This window comes from Nitrincola lacisaponensis, assembly GCF_000691225.1.
Classification (GTDB): Bacteria; Pseudomonadota; Gammaproteobacteria; order Pseudomonadales; family Balneatricaceae; genus Nitrincola; species Nitrincola lacisaponensis.
This window is the reverse complement of sequence record NZ_JMSZ01000032.1, coordinates 578,843-596,922: the sequence shown is the minus strand read 5'-3', so window position 1 is coordinate 596,922 and position 18,080 is coordinate 578,843. Positions and strand designations below refer to the sequence as shown.

Below are 18,080 nucleotides of genomic sequence, written 5' to 3'. Positions count from 1 at the left end.
CCTTTATTAATCTCTTGGGGGTGGCGGAGCCAACACATCACGCTGACCATTACTGCCAGCGGTGGAGACCACGCCTGCAGCCTCCATGGTTTCAATCATGCGGGCCGCCCGGTTATAGCCAATTTTCAGTTTACGTTGTACGGCTGAGATAGAGGCCTTGCGGCTTTCGGTGACAAAGGCAACGGCCTCGTCATACAGCTCGTCCTGCTCATCATCGAACATGCCAGCTGAACCTCCGCCAAACGCACCGCTCTCTTCGCCGCCATCTGACATAATCTCATCCAGATAGTTCGGTGGCCCCATCTGCTTCCAGGCTTCAACGGTACGATGCACTTCATCATCACTGACGAATGCACCGTGTACACGGTTGGGAATGCTGGTTCCGGCCGGGAGGTAGAGCATGTCACCATAACCCAGCAGATTCTCGGCTCCAGACTGATCCAGAATGGTGCGCGAATCAATTTTCGAAGACACCTGGAACGCTATCCGGGTCGGCACGTTAGCCTTGATCAGACCGGTAATAACATCCACCGACGGACGCTGCGTTGCCAGGATCAGGTGTATCCCGGCTGCACGTGCCTTCTGTGCGATACGCGCAATCAACTCTTCCACCTTCTTGCCGACCATCATCATCATGTCAGCAAACTCATCGATCACCACCACAATGTACGGCAAGGTGGTTAGATCAGGAGGTGGCTCATCAGCCGGAAGACCATAATCCTCAGCCTTCCACAGCGGATCCTTGAGGGGCTGACCAGCGGCTTCAGCCTGCAACACCTTGTCGTTGTATCCGGCGATGTTACGCACCCCCATTTTGGCCATCAGACGGTAGCGACGCTCCATTTCAGCGACACACCAACGCAGGCCACCCGCCGCCTCTTTCATATCCGTAATAACGGGCGTCAGTAGATGAGGAATGCCTTCATAGATGGATAATTCCAGCATTTTCGGGTCAACCAGAATCAGACGAACCTCTTCCGGTGTCGCCTTGAACAGCAGGCTCAGCAGCATCGCATTGACGCCGACTGACTTACCCGAACCGGTTGTACCGGCAACCAGCAAATGCGGCATTTTTGCCAGATTGGTGACCACCGGATTACCGGCAATATCGTTACCCAGTGCCAGGGTCAGTTTGGAGCGGGCTTCAGCAAAAGGCCGCGAGTTCAACACTTCACTCAAGTGCACTATCTGGCGGGTTTCGTTCGGTATTTCAATTCCCACCACCGATTTACCCGCGATCACTTCCACTACGCGGACACTGGAAACTGTCATTGAACGCGCCAGATCCTTGGACAGGTTGCTGATTTTGCTGGCTTTAACACCTGGGGCTGGCTGGATCTCAAAACGGGTAATCACCGGGCCCGGATTCACCTCAACCACTTCAGCAATGACACCAAAATCTTTCAGCTTCTCTTCCAGCTGACGTGACATCTGCTCCAGTTGCTCTTCACTGTAACCCTGGGCCTGCTGCAGTTCGGGTGCATCAAGCAAATCAAGTGACGGCAGTTGCATCGGCTTTTTCACGGGTGCAACGACGGATACCGGCTCCTGAGTATTATCCACCTCTTCCAAGGGTTTATGTGTTTCCGACAGAGGCACAATTTTCAGCTGACGTCGCTGCTCTGCCTGATGTGGTGTCAGGGTTTCCGGCACATCAGCTTGCACAGACTCAGTAAACAAGGGTTCAGTCAGCAGGGGTTCGGCCAGCAACGGCTCAGCATCCGGCTCGGCAGGTACTTCCACTGCCGGGCGCACCACGCGTGCGACCATAGAGTCAATCCGTGGCTCGCGTCGCTCTTTGGTTGGTGAGGTTTTGCTCGGCGCAGCTGTTTTCGCTTCCGGAGCCGGTTTACGCTCAGGACGCTTCAGCTCGGGCAAAGAGATCTTTGGCAGTTGCACGCTGGGCATACGCCCCATACGTTCAGGCAGGCTCAACAGCAAGCGCCCGGTGGACTCGACCACTGTCAGCCAGGACAGCTCCATGAACAGCGTCAAGCCGAACAGTGCCATCACCCAGGCCAGCAGCGTCGTTCCCGGCACACTGAAGACAGCAATACTGAGATCAGACAGCGCATGTCCTATCAAACCACCAGCTGTAAACGGGAAGCCAAAAGACGCATTGGACAGGTGTATGGAGCAGAGCATGGTCAGCCCCATCAACAACACCAGAGCGCCGGTAAATCTCAACATGAAAAAAGGAATAGCATCCAGCATGCCCACCCGTCGACGCAACAGGAAACGCAGTGCGGGCCAGATCAGCAACAGCGGTACCAGCCAGGCGGCCAGCCCGGTAAAGGAAACCATCAAATCCGCCAGCCAGGCCCCTGCCACACCGGCCATATTAGTGACACCCGGCTGATATCCGGCATGTGACCAGCCGGGATCAGCCGGATCATAACTCCATACAGCCAGGCACAAAAACAACGCCAGCCCGATCACGACAATCAGACCTGCTTCCTTGAACACACGAGCCAGATGCTGACCCAGAGGCAATGGACGGGACATACCCTGCTCACTCACTTTTAAAAATCCTTAACTCGATCAAGACCGGAACCCTTTTGACATTTAAGCGTCCTATTGTGCCATAAACCTGGCCCAAGACAGGAGTGGTCACAGGTTACTATTATCACGCTATTTGTTTATCATTATCATCAACTATTGAACGAGCCGATACGACAGGATATTTTTTCATCATGAGTACATCTCAACACCATCGCTTGATTATTCTGGGTTCTGGCCCAGCCGGTTATACCGCAGCCGTGTATGCGGCACGTGCCAACCTCAACCCCGTAGTGATTACCGGCATGCAGGCAGGTGGTCAGCTGACAACCACCACCGAAGTGGACAACTGGCCCGGTGATGTTGATGGCGTTCAGGGCCCGGAGCTGATGCAGCGCATGCAGGCTCATGCCGAGCGGTTTAACACTCAAGTGATTTTTGATCATATTCATACTGCCGAGTTGCAGCAAAAGCCCTTCCGTCTGGCAGGTGATATGGGTGAATACACCTGTGATGCACTGATTATTGCTACGGGTGCTTCCGCACAGTATCTGGGCCTCGAATCAGAGGAAGCCTTCAAGGGCAAGGGCGTCAGTGCCTGTGCTACATGTGACGGCTTTTTCTACCGCAATCAGAAGGTTGCCGTTATTGGTGGCGGTAACACAGCGGTTGAGGAAGCGCTTTACCTGTCCAACATTGCAGCTGAAGTGACACTGGTACACCGTCGCGACTCACTGCGCAGCGAAAAAATCCTGCAGGACAAGCTATTTGAACGTGCAGAAAACGGTAACATCCGCCTGCTCTGGAATCACCAGCTGGATGAAGTCCTCGGGGATGAAATGGGCGTTACCGGCATGCGCGTGAAGCATGCCCAGACAGGTGAAACGCAGGATCTGGATCTGCAGGGTGTTTTTGTAGCCATTGGACACAAGCCCAACACTGACCTGTTTGCCGGTCAGCTGGATATGCGTGACGGTTATCTGACGATTCGCTCTGGACTGGAAGGCAATGCCACCATGACCAGTATTGAAGGCGTTTTTGCAGCAGGCGATGTGTGTGATCATATTTATCGCCAGGCAATTACATCTGCAGGCTTTGGCTGCATGGCAGCACTGGATGCAGAACGTTATCTGGACGACCTGAAAAGCTGAGTCCTGTCTGATGATTACCTGGCTGGACCATGCCAATACGCCCTTCCCGCCTGTGGAGCAGGCATTGGCCCAGCCAGATGGTCTGCTTGCAGCCGGCGGCGGACTCTCTCCGGAGCGACTGCTCAGCGCCTATCGCCAAGGCATTTTCCCCTGGTACAACCCGGGCGAGCCGGTGCTTTGGTGGAGCCCAGACCCACGCTGCGTCATGCGCCCTCAGGATTTGCATATTTCCCGCAGCCTGCGAAAACAGCTGCTAAACTCCGACTATCAGGTCACCTTTGACCGGGCTTTCAGCCAGGTGATGCAAGCCTGCGCGGCACCTCGCAGCTACCAAAGCGGCACATGGATCAGTTCCGAGATCATTACCGCCTATATCCGTCTGCACCGGCTCGGAGTAGCACATTCGGTGGAGGTCTGGCAAGACGACACACTGATTGGCGGCCTGTATGGACTGGGCATTGGCTCACTGTTCTTTGGCGAGTCCATGTTCAGTCGTCGTGATAATGCCTCAAAGATCGCTTTCAGCTTTTTATGCGTACAATTAGCAGAGTGGCGGTTTAATCTGATCGACTGCCAGGTCTACAATAGTCATTTAGAGAGCCTTGGTGCCAGCATGATGCCACGCAAGGAATTCGTGGCATTACTGTCCCGGCATCTGGATGATCCCGAGCCGACCGAGTGGCAATTCACGGTGGATGCTCAACAGGTAGCAGGAAAACGCATATGAGTGACATGCAGACGCTGAGATTTTATGTGACGCCTTCACATAACTGCAGCTATCTGGCTGGCCTGCAGGCCAAAACACTGTTTGTTGATCCGCAGATGCTGATCACGACTGACACCTATAGCCAGCTTTCCGAACTGGGCTTTCGTCGCAGCGGCAGTCATATCTATCGACCACACTGCGAGCACTGCCATGCCTGCCAATCCATTCGAATTCCAGTGGATTTTTTCAAGCCCAGCAAATCTCAACGGCGCCTGATAAATCGCAATTCTGACCTGAAGATTATCCGCAAAGCACCTGATATGAAACAGGAATATTTTGCGCTTTATAAGCGTTACATCGATGAACGCCATGCTGACGGTGATATGTATCCGCCAACACCGGAGCAGTTCCATCAGTTCCTGGTAGAGGGTGCGCTGGACAGCTGGTTCTATGAATTCCGGGATGCCAATGACCAACTGGTCGCCGTAGCAGTTACCGACCACCTGAACCGGGCCATGTCGGCACTCTACACCTTTTATGATCCGAGCCTGCCAAATCGAAGTCTCGGCAGCTATGCCATCCTGTGGCAAATCGCCGAAGCAAAACGTCGCGGAATGGATTATCTCTATCTGGGTTACTGGGTAAAAGCCTGCCGAAAAATGCGCTACAAGACCGCATTTCGCCCATTGGAAATGTTGATAGACGGACACTGGACCCATTTTCGACAAGAATCATTTTGATTCATTCACTTTTTCAGGTAGAATTTGCGCCTTTGAAACCGGACAGGGTTTTAATCAACCAGTCTCAGAGGTAATCACTGAATGGCGAAAGAAGATTCATTTGAAATGGAAGGAACCGTGATTGACACGCTTCCCAACACCATGTTCCGCGTTGAACTTGAAAATGGCCACATCGTTACGGCACATATTTCCGGCAAAATGCGCAAGCACTACATCCGTATTCTGACCGGCGACAAGGTCAAAGTAGAACTCACGCCTTACGACCTGAGTAAAGGCCGTATCACTTATCGCGCACGCTGAAAAACGGCGGACAGTTCTTGTGCCGCCGTTTTTTCATTCTGGCAGACGATAAGCAGCCATCAGGCTGCTACCGTCTCGCAGGTTAAACAGATTTCACCTTGTTCAACATCGATATCGACATCCCCACCGCCTTCTGACAACTCACCGAACAAAATCATTTCAGCCAGTGGCTTCTTGATTTTCTCTTGAATCAGACGACGCATCGGGCGAGCTCCCATTTTTTCGTCATAGCCATGTTCAGCCAGCCACTCACGGGCTGCTTCGCTGACATGCAGCACAACCTGCTTGTCATCCAGCTGCGCCTGCAGTTCGGTCAGGAACTTGTCGACAACACCCTTGATAATCTCGGTATTCAATGGCTTGAATTGAATAACTGCATCCAGGCGGTTACGGAACTCCGGTGTAAACAGGCGTTTCAGTGCCTCCATACCATCGGTACTGTGATCCTGATGGGTAAAGCCAATCGATGGACGGCTCATGGCTTCTGCACCGGCGTTGGTTGTCATGACCAGTACAACGTTACGGAAATCAGCTTTGCGCCCGTTATTGTCTGTCAGAGTACCGTTATCCATCACCTGTAACAGAATATTGAAGACTTCCGGATGCGCTTTTTCAATCTCATCCAGCAACAATACACAATGAGGTGACTTGGTGATCGCCTCAGTCAACAGGCCGCCCTGATCAAAACCCACATAGCCTGGAGGTGCACCAATCAAACGCGATACGGTATGCCGCTCCATATACTCGGACATATCAAAGCGCACCAGCTCAATACCCATAATACGCGCCAACTGGGTGGTGACTTCCGTTTTACCCACCCCGGTTGGTCCGGCAAACAGGAAAGAGCCGACTGGCTTGTTTGGTTCCTTCAGACCGGCACGTGAAAGCTTGATAGCTGCTGAGAGAGTATCAATCGCCTCATCCTGACCCAGCACAACCATCTTCAGATTACTATCCAGCTTTTTCAGCAGATCCTTATCTGAAGCAGACACGCTTTTCGGCGGGATACGGGCGATTTTGGCAACCACTGCCTCAACCTCCGGCACATCAACCACTTTTTTGCGGTTTTCCGGCTTCTGCAATCGCTGATAGGCACCGCTCTCATCAATGACATCAATGGCCTTGTCGGGCATGTGCTTGTCATTGATATAGCGATCTGCCAGCTCAGCCGCAGCCTTCAGAGCGGCATCGGTATACTCCAGATCGTGATGCTCCTCGAAGCGCGACTTGAGCCCTTTGAGAATTTGATAGGTATCTGCCACGCTGGGCTCCAGCACATCCACTTTTTGGAAGCGCCGTGCCAATGCACGATCTTTTTCAAAAATACCACGGAATTCCTGGAAGGTTGTGGAACCGATACAGCGGATCTCACCAGAGCTCAGCAAGGGCTTGAGCAGGTTGGAAGCATCCATTGAGCCTCCCGATGCAGCACCTGCACCAATAATGGTGTGTATTTCATCGATAAACAGAATCGCTTTCGGTTTCTGGCGAATCTCATTCAGCAGATTTTTCAGGCGCTTCTCAAAATCGCCACGATACTTGGTTCCTGCCAGCAACGCTCCCAGATCAAGCGAGTAGACGACACTGTCTGCGATAATATCAGGCACCGCGTCCTCAATGATCAGCTTGGCCAGACCTTCTGCAATGGCTGTTTTGCCCACCCCTGCCTCACCGACCAGCAGCGGATTGTTCTTACGCCGTCTCGACAGTATCTGCACAACACGTTCAACTTCCTGATCACGCCCGACCAGAGGGTCAATACGCCCCTGGGCCGCCTGCTGGTTCAAGTTAACGGCGTACTGTGACAGCGCACTTTTGCTGCGCCCCTCTGCATCAGCCTCAGCCGCTTCATCCTCCGACTGCTCGGATTCCGGTCCATCACCAACACGGGAGATACCGTGCGAAATGTAATTCACGATATCCACGCGCTCAATGCCCTGCTGCTGCAACACAAACACAGCATGACTTTCCTGTTCGCTGAAAATAGCGACCAGAACATTGGCACCACTGACATCCGACTTGCCGGAAGACTGCACATGGAATACAGCCCGTTGCAGCACACGCTGAAATCCCAGAGTGGGCTGTGTCTCTGCATTGGGAATATTATCCGGCAGCAAGGGCGTGGTTTCTTCAATAAAGCGCACCAGCTGATCACGCAAGCGGTCAAAATCAGCACCGCAGGCCAGCAACACTTCAGCTGCATCACGGTTGTCCAGTAATGCCAACAGCAGGTGCTCAACAGTCATGTACTCATGACGCTTGTCACGTGCACCCCGGAAGGCAACACTCAAGGTTTCTTCAAGCTCTCTGTTCAACATAGTGCCACCTCTTATACCTGCTCAACTTCACACAACAACGGATGCTTGTTGGATCTTGCATACTGATTAACCTGTGCCGCCTTGGTTTCTGCAACATCCCGCGTATACACACCACATACGCCTTTTCCCTGAGTATGGACCGATAACATCACTTGTGTGGCTTTTTCCTGATTTAAATTGAAAAAAATCATCAGCACTTCAACCACAAAATCCATAGGGGTATAGTCGTCATTCAACAATACCACACGATACATAGGGGGTCGTTTCAGTGCCGGTTTGACACTGGCTGTTACAACCTGCCCATCGCCCTGCCCCGGACGCTCATCCTCTCCTTCAGCCATCATGGTGATAACTGGCAGCTTCTGTCTATGCATTGAATACCTGACTTGATTGTTTTCTCTCATTCGCCTTGTCTGCACTTTCGTTTGATCACCTTAACGTAATATAATTCCCATTCGCAGGAGTGATATAAGTATCTGCAGTCCCTGCATGGATGTAAAGGAACGCCTGTTAACATTGAGTGTAACAGTTTGGCGTCATCAGAGGATATCAGACCCATCGGGTCTGGATGAGAGGATTACAGGGGAGCAGGTAATGCAGACAGGAATTGTCAAGTGGTTCAACAACGCCAAAGGCTATGGTTTCATCCTGAGTGAGGCGTTTGATGAAGAGTTATTCGCTCACTTTTCAGCCATCATGGTTGATGGCTATAAAAGCCTGAAAGCAGGTCAGGCTGTTGAGTTTGAAACCAAAGATGGCCCCAAGGGATTGCACGCCATCAACATCAAGCCTATTGATCAACCTGCGGTTGATTGAGCCGGGCTAAACATGCACGAAACCTTCGGAGACCATCAGCATCGCTGCATTGATTCTGTTTTATAAGCCGTTTCAGGTACTTAGCTGTTTCACCGATACCGAAGGTCGTTCTACGCTGGCGGATTATATTCGCCGGCCAGAGTTCTACGCGGCAGGCCGGCTGGACTATGATTCAGAAGGCCTGCTGTTACTCACCAATCAGGGTGAATTACAGCACCGCCTTGCCAATCCACGTTTCAAGCTGGAAAAAACCTACTGGGTACAGGTCGAAGGAATACCGGATGATCAGGCTCTGGAGTCGTTGCGCCGGGGTGTACTCCTCAAGGATGGCATGACCCGCCCTGCCACCGCCCGACTGATCGACCCGCCTGACTTACCACCCAGAAACCCGCCAATCCGCACGCGTGCGCAAGTGCCTACGCAATGGCTGGAAATCAAACTGCACGAAGGACGCAACCGACAGGTTCGCCGCATGACGGCAGCCATCGGCTACCCGACACTGCGCCTGGTGCGTTATGCCATAGGTCACTGGACACTGGATGGCCTGATGCCAGGCGAACAGCATGAAGACGAAGTGTTTTTACCCAATCCACGCCCACAAAACCCACGCAGAAAAGCAGCGAAGTCACGACAGAAATGATATACTCCTCGCTTTTCTGAGAAGCTGTTTTCACTGAAATCATGACGGATAACGCACATCTAAAAGTCATTGTCGGCATGTCCGGCGGTGTTGATTCCTCTGTCTCAGCCCTGTTGTTGCTACAGCAAGGCTATCAGGTTGAAGGCCTGTTCATGAAGAACTGGGACGAGGATGATGGAACTGAGTACTGCACCGCCAAAACCGATCTGGCAGATGCTCAGGCCGTATGTGACAAACTCGGCATCCACCTGCATACCGCCAATTTTGCCGCCGAGTACTGGGATTTTGTCTTCGAGCATTTTCTGGCGGAATACCGGGCTGGCCGAACACCTAATCCAGACATTCTTTGCAACCGTGAAATCAAGTTCAAGGCTTTCCTTGAGTATGCCCAGGTACTGGGGGCTGATCTGATTGCAACCGGCCATTATGTTCGTCGCGGTGAGCGCGATGGACATGTCTGCCTGCTCAAGGGTCTGGATAACAACAAGGACCAAAGCTACTTCCTGCATCAGGTCGGTGAAGAGCAGTTGCGCCTGACACTGTTTCCGGTCGGAGAGCTGGAAAAGGCGGAAGTTCGCAGTCTGGCCGAACAGCACGACCTGGTCACACATGACAAAAAGGACAGCACCGGTATCTGTTTTATCGGTGAGCGTCGCTTCCGTGATTTCTTGCAGCAGTATCTGCCTGCTCAGCCGGGCCATATTGAGACGCCGGACGGCCAGATTATCGGCGAACACCAAGGGCTGATGTATTACACACTGGGACAGCGCCAGGGACTGGGAATCGGAGGGCTGAAAGACTTTCCGGACGCACCCTGGTTTTCTGCAGGCAAGGATCTGCAACGTAATGTCCTGATAGCCGTGCAGGGCCAGGAGCATCCCTTACTCTACTCCGACTGGCTGACCACCTCTGAAATTTTCTGGATCAATGGCAAACAGCCTGAACTCCCGTTTGAGTGCCAGGCAAAGGTGCGCTATCGCCAGGCTGATCAGGCCTGTCGTATTGACGCAGACCCACGCGGTGGCTACAAAATCACCTTCCAGCAACCACAGCGGGCAGTGACACCGGGACAGTCAGTTGTACTGTACCAACAGGATCTTTGCCTTGGCGGTGGCGTCATTGAAACCACCAGTCGCTGTCAGCTCAACCAGGTAAATGCATAATGTCCAGAGAACATGACGAACAGGTCATCGCCCTCGCCGGTCTTTTTCAGGCAGCCAGCCTGGTTGACCAGATCGCGCGCCGCGGGCTCGTGCCACAAAACAGCTTTGAAACCAGTATCGCCAGTCTGTTTGTAACCAACCCGGAACTGACAGAAGATATTTACGGCGGCGTTACCGATCTGCCTTATAACCTGTCAGCCGGTTTGCGCACACTTCAGGATGTGGTTGACAAAAAGCGCAGTGAAAATAACGCCAATGTGATGCGTTATGCGCTGAGTGCCATTCACCTGGAGCGCAAACTGAACGACCGCCCGGATATGCTGGAGCTGATTGGCAAACGCCTGGATGAGTTGAACCGCAAGGCGCGCTACTTTGGCGATCACTCTGAGGAAGCATCCGATGCACCGCTACCTCTGTCCGCCTATACTCATGCCAATGTAATTGCAGGGCTCGGCGGCCTGTATCAGGAAACACTGAGCACTTTCAGCTTCCGAATCCAGGTCAGTGGTGATCCACGCAATCTGCAAAACAGTGAGAATGCGGCCAAGATACGTGCCCTGTTGCTGGCTGCCGTACGTGCTGCGATGCTTTGGCGCCAGGTCGGCGGCAAGCGCTGGCATTTTATTTTTTTCAAGTCCCGGGTACGTCCATCCCTGAAGCGCATCCAGCGTTGAAAATCAGGTATACTGCGTGCCAATTTTTATTTAACCCGACAATTTAAGCGAGACAGTTGTTCATGGAACTTTCCGCACTTACTGCAATATCCCCCGTTGATGGCCGTTATGGCAGCAAAAGCGCAGATTTGCGCGCCTTTTTCAGTGAATATGGCCTGATACGCTGCCGGGTTGAAGTTGAAGTCCGCTGGTTACAGCAACTGGCAGCACATCCCCAAATTACTGAAGTACCGGCACTGAGCGATGCCGCCAACAGCCTGCTGAATCAGCTGGTCAGCGAGTTCTCGCTGGCAGATGCCGAACGCATCAAAGCAATCGAAAGTCGTACCAACCATGATGTCAAAGCCGTTGAGTACTTCATCAAGGAAAAAATCCAGAACAACGCTGAACTACATGCCATCACAGAGTTTGTACACTTTGCCTGCACCTCGGAAGATATCAATAATCTGTCACACGCGCTGATGCTGAAGCAAGGCACTACGCAGCTGCTGCAGTCCATGACCCAGGTCAAAGAGGCCATTGCCGCCCTGGCCATCCAGCATGCAGAGCAGCCCATGCTGTCACGCACTCATGGCCAAACGGCATCCCCCACTACGGTTGGCAAAGAGATGGCAAACGTTGCCTATCGCCTGCAGCGCCAGATTCGGCAAATTGAAGCCGTGGAGTACCTCGGCAAGATCAATGGTGCCGTGGGCAACTACAATGCCCATTTAAGCGCCTACGCCGATATCGACTGGGAAGCGAATGCACGTGCATTTATCGAGTCTCTGGGACTGAGCTTCAATCCCTTTACAACTCAGATCGAGCCGCATGACTATATTGCCGAACTGTTTGATGCAGTGTGCCGCTTTAACACCATCCTGATCGACTTTGACCGCGATGTCTGGGGCTACATCTCTCTGGGCTATTTCAAGCAAAAAACGGTTGCAGGTGAAGTGGGCTCATCCACCATGCCGCACAAGGTGAATCCAATTGACTTCGAAAACTCCGAAGGCAACCTGGGTATTGCCAATGCCATCATGCAACATCTGGCACAGAAGCTGCCGATCTCTCGCTGGCAGCGTGATCTGACAGACTCTACCGTACTGCGCAACCTGGGTGTCGGCTTTGCACACAGCCTGATCGCCTACCAGGCCAGCCTGAAAGGGATCTCCAAACTGGAGGTTAACCCGCAACGCCTGAACGAAGATCTGGAAAATGCCTGGGAAGTCCTGGCAGAGCCCATTCAGACAGTGATGCGTCGCTATGCCATTGAAGAGCCCTACGAGAAGCTGAAAGACCTGACCCGTGGACAGGCGATGACCCGTGAGACCTTGCAGACCTTTATCGCCACCCTGGAAATTCCGGAACAGGCCAAGGCAGAACTGCTGGCACTGACACCGCACAGCTATATCGGCAACGCAGTTGCTCAGGCAAAACGCATCTGAGTATGCTGAGTAATATACGTATTGTCCTGGTTGAAACCTTTCATCCAGGCAACATCGGTGCTGTCGCCCGGGCGATGAAAAACATGGGGTTATCGCAGCTGACGCTGGTGAATCCCCGTGTGTTTCCGGATCCTGAAGCGACCTCACGGGCAGCGGGCGCCAAAGACCTGCTGGAACAGGTACGAGTGGTTTCCTCGCTGGAAGAGGCCATTCATGACTGCCAGCTGGTCATCGGTACCAGCGCCCGAGAGCGTACTTTTGACCTGCCTCTGATGGATCTTGAATCCGCTGCCGAACTGATGCTGGATGAAGCACCCGGCGGCACATTGGCGGTACTGTTTGGTCGTGAAACCATGGGACTGAACAATGCCGAAATGCTGGCCTGTAACCGCCACTTGTATATCGAAGCGAATCCTGAATACCCGGTGTTGAATATTGCACAAGCCGTACAGCTGGTCTGTTACGAGCTGTGGCGCACACACAGAAAACGTGACGGCGCTACGCCTCCGGCTATAGCACCCTATGCCCGCCAGGATGAAATGCAGCTGTTCTACGCCCACCTGGAGCGGGTACTCAGGCAGACCCATTTCATCATTCCTCAACACGAAGGCCGTGTTCTGGACAAATTGCAGCGTTTTTTCAACCGCGCCAGACCTGAAAAATCCGAACTGGGCATTCTGCGTGGTATTCTGGCTTCAGTCGAAGAAAGCCTGCATACTGAATCAACGCCTCCCGACACCGCACCTTGATCCTTTGAGGACCTGAACATGAGCTCCCCTTTCCCTCTTGGCGACATGTCTGTTGAAACCTTTCTGCGTGACTACTGGCAAAAAAAACCGCTGGTCATTCGTAATGCGTTCACTGACTTTCAACCGCCTGTAAGTGCTGATGAACTGGCTGGACTGGCCTGTGAAGAGGACGTTGAATCTCGCCTGATTGCCTTTGATCCAGAGGCTGATCAATGGAATATGGAACAAGGCCCCTTCGACGAAGCACGTTTTGGCAAACTGCCTCCACGTCACTGGACCCTGCTGGTTCAGGCTGTCGATCACTGGGTACCGGCGGCTGGCGAACTGCTGCGCCGTTTCAATTTCATTCCCAACTGGCGTGTTGACGATCTGATGATCAGCTATGCCGTACAGGGTGGCGGCGTAGGGCCTCATTATGACAATTATGATGTGTTCCTAATCCAGGCTAGCGGTACACGTCGCTGGGAGTTTGGTGGCTGGTATGATGAACATTCACCACGTCGTGATGATGCCCCGGTGATGATTCTGCCGGAATGGCAGGCTGAAGAATCAGTCGAACTCCACCCTGGAGATTTGTTGTACCTGCCACCTCGCCTTGGCCATAACGGCATTGCCCTGACAGATGACTGCATGACCTGCTCTGTCGGTTTCCGTGCGCCGGCAACGCATGAAATGCTGCGCAGCTTTTCCGACTATCTGGGTGAACGTATAGGTCATGATGAACGCTACAGTGATCCTGATCTGACTGCTGCCGAAGATGCCGGACTGATCAGTGAAGAGGCTCTGTCTCGCGCACATCAGCTGCTGCTGGCCAAACTGCAGGACAAACAGGCATTTCGTGAATGGTTTGGCAGCCTGGTCACCGAACCCAAGTATCCCGAGCAAAGCCAGGACGGTGATACCACAGTCAGTGATGATGAATTACGAGGCTTCTTTGACGAGAATGGCGTTCTGCTGATCAATGAAGGCTCACGACTGGCCTGGAGTGCCGCAGAATCAGGCCTGCTGCTGTTTACTGATGGTCACTGCCGCTCACTGGATTCAGCGGCCGCCATGCGTCTGGCCAAACAGTTGTGTCACTATCAGCCTGTCACACAGGACGATCTGGATGCTGCAGATGCACAGTCTGTTCAATTGCTGTGTCGCTTGCTCGAACAGGGCATTCTCTATGCTGAAGATGATTCAGAGAATGCTGAGGATTTTGACTGACATATTAGGTCAGCCTGACTGACAGATACGCTCGACTCTTTCAAAGCCCGCTTTTTCACTACAGAAATCAGCGGGCTTTTTTACGACTAAAGACTACAAACTTTGGTATAAAGACGAACAAAATCAGCCATTTCTAATGATTTTCAGCTGTTTTGTAGTCACTTTTTTATAGAATAAATAGAAATAAAAAACTATTTTTATATTCCGGTAGTTGCGATTAAAAAACACCTCATTGCACCTTTACCAAAGTCTAACCCTCAGCCACAATTCAGCTGAATTCATGATGTTTACTAACCTAAAACACCAATCCGGAACTGTTGCAGCTGTAGTAAAACTACACTCATACCCTGAATAAGGTTGTAGTATCACTACACTCTTGCTGCCCTGCACAAAAACAGCTTTGACTCCGCCGCCCCTTACCGACATGATGCATATCAACAACGCCACTGCGGGCATTGCTCACAGAGGTGTCAGGAATACTGATTACACCTCCTTAACCGTAAATTTTGAGAAGGAAAAACCATGTCTACTCTCAATAAAGACATCGACGCTATCGCTCAGCTTGCCAAAGAGTTCGGTCCTGCATTCGAGGGAATCAACCCTGAATACGCCGCTCGCATGCGTGCACAGAACCGCTTCAAGACAGGTCTGGATATCGCGCGTTACACCGCTGATATCATGCGTAAGGACATGGCTGAATACGATGCAAACAGTGCCGCTTACACTCAGTCTCTGGGTTGCTGGCATGGCTTTATCGGTCAGCAGAAGCTGATCGCTATCAAAAAGCACTTTGGCACCACCAAAAAACGTTACCTGTACCTGTCAGGCTGGATGATCGCAGCACTGCGTTCCGAGTTCGGGCCTCTGCCTGACCAGTCAATGCACGAAAAAACCTCTGTACCTGCGCTGATTGAAGAGCTGTACACCTTCCTGCGCCAGGCGGATGCACGTGAAATGGGCGGTCTGTTCCGCGCTCTGGATGCCGCTCGCGCTGCTGGCGACAAAGCTGCTGAAGCAGAAGTTCAGGCCAAGATCGACAACTTTGAAACCCATGTTGTCCCCATCATCGCTGATATCGATGCAGGTTTCGGTAACGAAGAAGCCACCTACCTGCTGGCCAAGAAAATGATTGAAGCCGGTGCCTGTGCTATCCAGATCGAAAACCAGGTATCTGATGAGAAGCAGTGTGGCCACCAGGATGGTAAGGTTACCGTTCCACATGCTGACTTCCTGGCAAAAATCCGCGCTGTACGTTACGCCTTCCTGGAACTGGGTGTTGATAACGGCATCATCGTTGCACGTACTGACTCTCTGGGTGCTGGTCTGACCAAGCAGATCGCTGTCACCAACGAGCCAGGCGACCTGGGTGACCTGTACAACAGCTTCCTGGACGGTGATTACATCGACAGCGCTGCAGACATCGCGAATGGTGATGTTGTTGTCAAAGCAAACGGCAAGCTGCTCAAGCCCAAGCGTTTGGCATCTGGTCTGTTCCAGTTCAAGAAAGGCTCTGGCGAAGATCGCGTTGTGCTGGACTGCATCACCTCACTGCAGAACGGTGCAGACCTGCTGTGGATCGAGACAGAAAAGCCACACGTTGGCCAGATCGCTGCAATGGTTAACCGCATCCGCGAAGTGGTTCCAAATGCCAAGCTGGTATACAACAACAGCCCGTCTTTCAACTGGACACTGAACTTCCGTCAGCAGGTGTTTGATGCGATGGTTGAGGCCGGCAAAGACGTTTCTGCTTACGACCGTGCCAACCTGATGTCTGTTGATTACGATAACACTGAGCTGGCAATCGAAGCTGACAACCGTATCCGCACCTTCCAGGCTGATGCAGCACGTGAAGCAGGTATCTTCCACCACCTGATCACCCTGCCAACCTACCACACAGCTGCGCTGTCTACTGACAACCTGGCTAAAGAGTACTTCGGTGCTGCTGGTATGCTCGGCTACGTAGAAGGTGTTCAGCGTAAAGAGATCCGTCAGGGTATCGCATGCGTCAAGCACCAGAACATGGCTGGTTCCGACATGGGTGACGATCACAAAGAGTACTTCTCTGGTGATGCAGCACTGAAAGCGTCCGGTAAAGACAACACCATGAACCAGTTCTGATCTGGTCTAATAGCCCCTTGCAGGCCAAGGAGTTATAGATAACGAATATTTCGTGTGCCAATCGTGTGCCGAAATATCACTGAGCCGCGCCACTCTTCTCCAAGATGGCGCGGTTTTTTATTTCAGGCCTCTCTGCCTGATTTACCAGCCAACCTGAACATAAGCTTCTGTGCACAGAACATCTTCTTATAATGATAATAAATTGCAAAACGCGACAAATTGTCGAAAAATAATCTTGCACACTTAATAATCAAGTTATAAATCAACTAACAAGCAAGCTCGATACAGAGGTAAGGGGGTAATTATGGCCATCAGCGTTCGTCTCGACGATGACTTTGTTGAGACCGTAAAAATGTATTCTTCTGCCTCACACAGAACAGTACCCAAGCAAATTGAACATTGGGCAAAAATTGGCCAAATTGTCGAAGACAATCCTGATTTACCCTATGGGTTCATACGTGAAGCCCTGATCGCCCGTGAGGCTATGATCGCCGGAAAGGTAACCAAATATGAGCGGAGAACTCAGCGAAGCCGGGATTGAAGTCTACGAGAGCCCGGTGTTCAAAAAGGCTCTCGATATGCTTTGCGACGAGGACGTCGCCATCATTGAAGATGAAATCGACATAATCATTGCCAATCCAGAAATCGGGCAACAGAAAAGAGGTGATCTCAGTTATCTGAGAGTTCACAAGTTCAGCTTGAATGGACAGCAGGTGCTGCTGGGCTACAACTGGCAAGAAGAAAAACTCACCTTGCATCTTCTAATGAAAATTTCTACGATAACGCCAAAAAGCGTCGCAAGGCTGATTTAAAATTTATCAAGTAAATCATGAAACAACCGCCCCTCGGTTTTTTAGATCACATCAAACCTTTTCTAAGCTGATTTTTTAGTCACTTTACATTCTGCACAACTGTTCTACACTGAAATCAGAGAGGCTTGAAGCCTTTCTGACCACAAAGCTCCGGCCCCAGGGGTCTGGCAGCCAGGGTCACAGGCCAGTCACCTTCGGGTCGCTGGCCTTTTTATCAGGAAGCCGCAATAGGCATGGGAGCCTGCGCTTTGACAGAGCGAATTACAAAGTTGCTCTGGATATCTTTCACATGAGGCAAGCACTGTAACTGACGCAGCAGCACTTCATACCCTTGCAAATCCTTGACCAACACTTCCAGGCGATAGTCTGCAGAGCCTGATACCAGATAACAGTTGATAACATTATTCAGGCGCAAAATGGCCGCTTCAAACTCATCACTGGCCGCATCGTTATGATGGCTTAACCTCAGATCAACAAACACACTCATACCCAGCCCCAGACATGCCGGGTCCAGCTGCGCCCGGTAACCGGTAATAATACCCGCCTCTTCCAGCAGCCTGACACGCCTGAGGCATGGCGAAGCGGACAGGCTGACCTGCTCAGCCAGCTCTACATTGGTTAAGCGGCCATTTTTCTGCAAGGCGTTCAGGATACGTACATCAATAGCATCAAGCGCAATCATTGAAATAATATTCCAGTATTAATTTAATAATTAGCATTATAGTCCAATATTTATGCTTTACGTGTATATTTCGCAA

18 protein-coding genes are annotated in these 18,080 nt (G+C 51.9%); 14 read left to right on the top strand and 4 right to left on the bottom strand.

The annotated features are described in order from the left end of the window. Positions 1-6 precede the first annotated feature (6 nt). A complete protein-coding gene (locus ADINL_RS12680; RefSeq protein WP_420835599.1) occupies positions 7-2,520 on the bottom strand; it encodes a DNA translocase FtsK in 2,514 nt (837 codons plus the stop codon). A gap of 173 nt (positions 2,521-2,693) precedes the next feature. Here ADINL_RS12680 and trxB point away from each other — a divergent pair, with 173 nt between their 5' ends. The 4 genes from trxB to infA all read left to right on the top strand — a co-directional run bounded on the left by trxB (position 2,694) and on the right by infA (position 5,396). Next, positions 2,694-3,650 carry a thioredoxin-disulfide reductase gene (gene trxB / locus ADINL_RS12675; RefSeq protein ID WP_036548450.1) on the top strand — a complete coding sequence of 319 codons (957 nt, stop codon included), beginning with the start codon at positions 2,694-2,696 and terminating at the stop codon, positions 3,648-3,650. Between the two features lie 10 nt (positions 3,651-3,660). Then, positions 3,661-4,377, top strand: a complete 717-nt coding sequence (gene aat, locus ADINL_RS12670) for a leucyl/phenylalanyl-tRNA--protein transferase (protein ID WP_036548448.1) — start codon at positions 3,661-3,663, stop codon at positions 4,375-4,377. Then, positions 4,374-5,096 (top strand): arginyltransferase, encoded by a 723-nt coding sequence (locus ADINL_RS12665; protein ID WP_036548444.1) that lies wholly within the window; start codon positions 4,374-4,376, stop codon positions 5,094-5,096. Before aat ends, ADINL_RS12665 begins: the two co-directional genes overlap by 4 nt. A gap of 81 nt (positions 5,097-5,177) precedes the next feature. Next, complete coding sequence (gene infA, locus ADINL_RS12660) at positions 5,178-5,396, top strand: translation initiation factor IF-1 (protein WP_036548442.1); 219 nt, start codon at positions 5,178-5,180, stop codon at positions 5,394-5,396. Positions 5,397-5,455: 59 nt separating this feature from the next. Here infA and clpA read toward each other — a convergent pair whose 3' ends face one another. After that, positions 5,456-7,714 (bottom strand): ATP-dependent Clp protease ATP-binding subunit ClpA, encoded by a 2,259-nt coding sequence (clpA, locus tag ADINL_RS12655; protein ID WP_036548437.1) that lies wholly within the window; start codon positions 7,712-7,714, stop codon positions 5,456-5,458. A gap of 11 nt (positions 7,715-7,725) precedes the next feature. Continuing rightward, complete coding sequence (gene clpS / locus ADINL_RS12650) at positions 7,726-8,055, bottom strand: ATP-dependent Clp protease adapter ClpS (RefSeq protein ID WP_462686716.1); 330 nt, start codon at positions 8,053-8,055, stop codon at positions 7,726-7,728. A 253-nt stretch (positions 8,056-8,308) separates the two neighbouring features. Between clpS and ADINL_RS12645 the strand changes: the two genes are divergently transcribed. The 10 genes from ADINL_RS12645 to ADINL_RS12600 all read left to right on the top strand — a co-directional run bounded on the left by ADINL_RS12645 (position 8,309) and on the right by ADINL_RS12600 (position 17,322). Continuing rightward, entirely contained in the window at positions 8,309-8,530 is a 222-nt protein-coding gene (locus tag ADINL_RS12645; RefSeq protein WP_036548432.1) for a cold shock domain-containing protein, read from the top strand. A gap of 40 nt (positions 8,531-8,570) precedes the next feature. Continuing rightward, positions 8,571-9,170, top strand: a complete 600-nt coding sequence (locus tag ADINL_RS12640) for a pseudouridine synthase (protein WP_036548429.1) — start codon at positions 8,571-8,573, stop codon at positions 9,168-9,170. A 41-nt stretch (positions 9,171-9,211) separates the two neighbouring features. Further along, positions 9,212-10,333, top strand: a complete 1,122-nt coding sequence (gene mnmA / locus ADINL_RS12635) for a tRNA 2-thiouridine(34) synthase MnmA (RefSeq protein WP_036548426.1) — start codon at positions 9,212-9,214, stop codon at positions 10,331-10,333. Beyond that, positions 10,333-11,007 carry a high frequency lysogenization protein HflD gene (gene hflD, locus ADINL_RS12630; protein WP_036548424.1) on the top strand — a complete coding sequence of 225 codons (675 nt, stop codon included), beginning with the start codon at positions 10,333-10,335 and terminating at the stop codon, positions 11,005-11,007. The genes mnmA and hflD overlap by 1 nt, the downstream gene beginning before the upstream one ends. A gap of 62 nt (positions 11,008-11,069) precedes the next feature. Further along, a complete protein-coding gene (purB, locus tag ADINL_RS12625) occupies positions 11,070-12,434 on the top strand; it encodes an adenylosuccinate lyase (RefSeq protein ID WP_036548422.1) in 1,365 nt (454 codons plus the stop codon). Positions 12,435-12,436: 2 nt separating this feature from the next. After that, entirely contained in the window at positions 12,437-13,183 is a 747-nt protein-coding gene (locus ADINL_RS12620) for an RNA methyltransferase (protein WP_036548419.1), read from the top strand. Positions 13,184-13,201: 18 nt separating this feature from the next. Continuing rightward, positions 13,202-14,392 carry a cupin domain-containing protein gene (locus ADINL_RS12615; RefSeq protein WP_036548417.1) on the top strand — a complete coding sequence of 397 codons (1,191 nt, stop codon included), beginning with the start codon at positions 13,202-13,204 and terminating at the stop codon, positions 14,390-14,392. 522 nt (positions 14,393-14,914) lie between these two features. Further along, a complete protein-coding gene (locus tag ADINL_RS12610) occupies positions 14,915-16,510 on the top strand; it encodes an isocitrate lyase (protein WP_036548414.1) in 1,596 nt (531 codons plus the stop codon). A gap of 301 nt (positions 16,511-16,811) precedes the next feature. Further along, positions 16,812-17,051 (top strand): TA system antitoxin ParD family protein, encoded by a 240-nt coding sequence (locus ADINL_RS12605; RefSeq protein ID WP_204368246.1) that lies wholly within the window; start codon positions 16,812-16,814, stop codon positions 17,049-17,051. Further along, positions 17,020-17,322 (top strand): type II toxin-antitoxin system RelE/ParE family toxin, encoded by a 303-nt coding sequence (locus ADINL_RS12600; RefSeq protein ID WP_204368240.1) that lies wholly within the window; start codon positions 17,020-17,022, stop codon positions 17,320-17,322. The genes ADINL_RS12605 and ADINL_RS12600 overlap by 32 nt, the downstream gene beginning before the upstream one ends. A 214-nt stretch (positions 17,323-17,536) precedes the next feature. On the opposite strand, the gene ADINL_RS12595 is transcribed toward ADINL_RS12600, so the two are convergent. Then, a complete protein-coding gene (locus tag ADINL_RS12595; protein ID WP_036548409.1) occupies positions 17,537-18,004 on the bottom strand; it encodes an Lrp/AsnC family transcriptional regulator in 468 nt (155 codons plus the stop codon). Between the last annotated feature and the right edge of the window lie 76 nt (positions 18,005-18,080).

Bases quoted from the DNA above. Each gene is read 5' to 3' on its own strand.
- trxB (WP_036548450.1), top strand. From the start codon at position 2,694: ATGAGTACATCTCAACACCATCGCTTGATTATTCTGGGTTCTGGCCCA.
- aat (WP_036548448.1), top strand. From the start codon at position 3,661: ATGATTACCTGGCTGGACCATGCCAATACGCCCTTCCCGCCTGTGGAG.
- ADINL_RS12665 (WP_036548444.1), top strand. From the start codon at position 4,374: ATGAGTGACATGCAGACGCTGAGATTTTATGTGACGCCTTCACATAAC.
- infA (WP_036548442.1), top strand. From the start codon at position 5,178: ATGGCGAAAGAAGATTCATTTGAAATGGAAGGAACCGTGATTGACACG.
- clpA (WP_036548437.1), bottom strand. From the start codon at position 7,714: ATGTTGAACAGAGAGCTTGAAGAAACCTTGAGTGTTGCCTTCCGGGGT.
- clpS (WP_462686716.1), bottom strand. From the start codon at position 8,055: ATGGCTGAAGGAGAGGATGAGCGTCCGGGGCAGGGCGATGGGCAGGTT.
- ADINL_RS12645 (WP_036548432.1), top strand. From the start codon at position 8,309: ATGCAGACAGGAATTGTCAAGTGGTTCAACAACGCCAAAGGCTATGGT.
- mnmA (WP_036548426.1), top strand. From the start codon at position 9,212: ATGACGGATAACGCACATCTAAAAGTCATTGTCGGCATGTCCGGCGGT.
- hflD (WP_036548424.1), top strand. From the start codon at position 10,333: ATGTCCAGAGAACATGACGAACAGGTCATCGCCCTCGCCGGTCTTTTT.
- purB (WP_036548422.1), top strand. From the start codon at position 11,070: ATGGAACTTTCCGCACTTACTGCAATATCCCCCGTTGATGGCCGTTAT.
- ADINL_RS12620 (WP_036548419.1), top strand. From the start codon at position 12,437: ATGCTGAGTAATATACGTATTGTCCTGGTTGAAACCTTTCATCCAGGC.
- ADINL_RS12615 (WP_036548417.1), top strand. From the start codon at position 13,202: ATGAGCTCCCCTTTCCCTCTTGGCGACATGTCTGTTGAAACCTTTCTG.
- ADINL_RS12610 (WP_036548414.1), top strand. From the start codon at position 14,915: ATGTCTACTCTCAATAAAGACATCGACGCTATCGCTCAGCTTGCCAAA.
- ADINL_RS12600 (WP_204368240.1), top strand. From the start codon at position 17,020: ATGAGCGGAGAACTCAGCGAAGCCGGGATTGAAGTCTACGAGAGCCCG.
- ADINL_RS12595 (WP_036548409.1), bottom strand. From the start codon at position 18,004: ATGATTGCGCTTGATGCTATTGATGTACGTATCCTGAACGCCTTGCAG.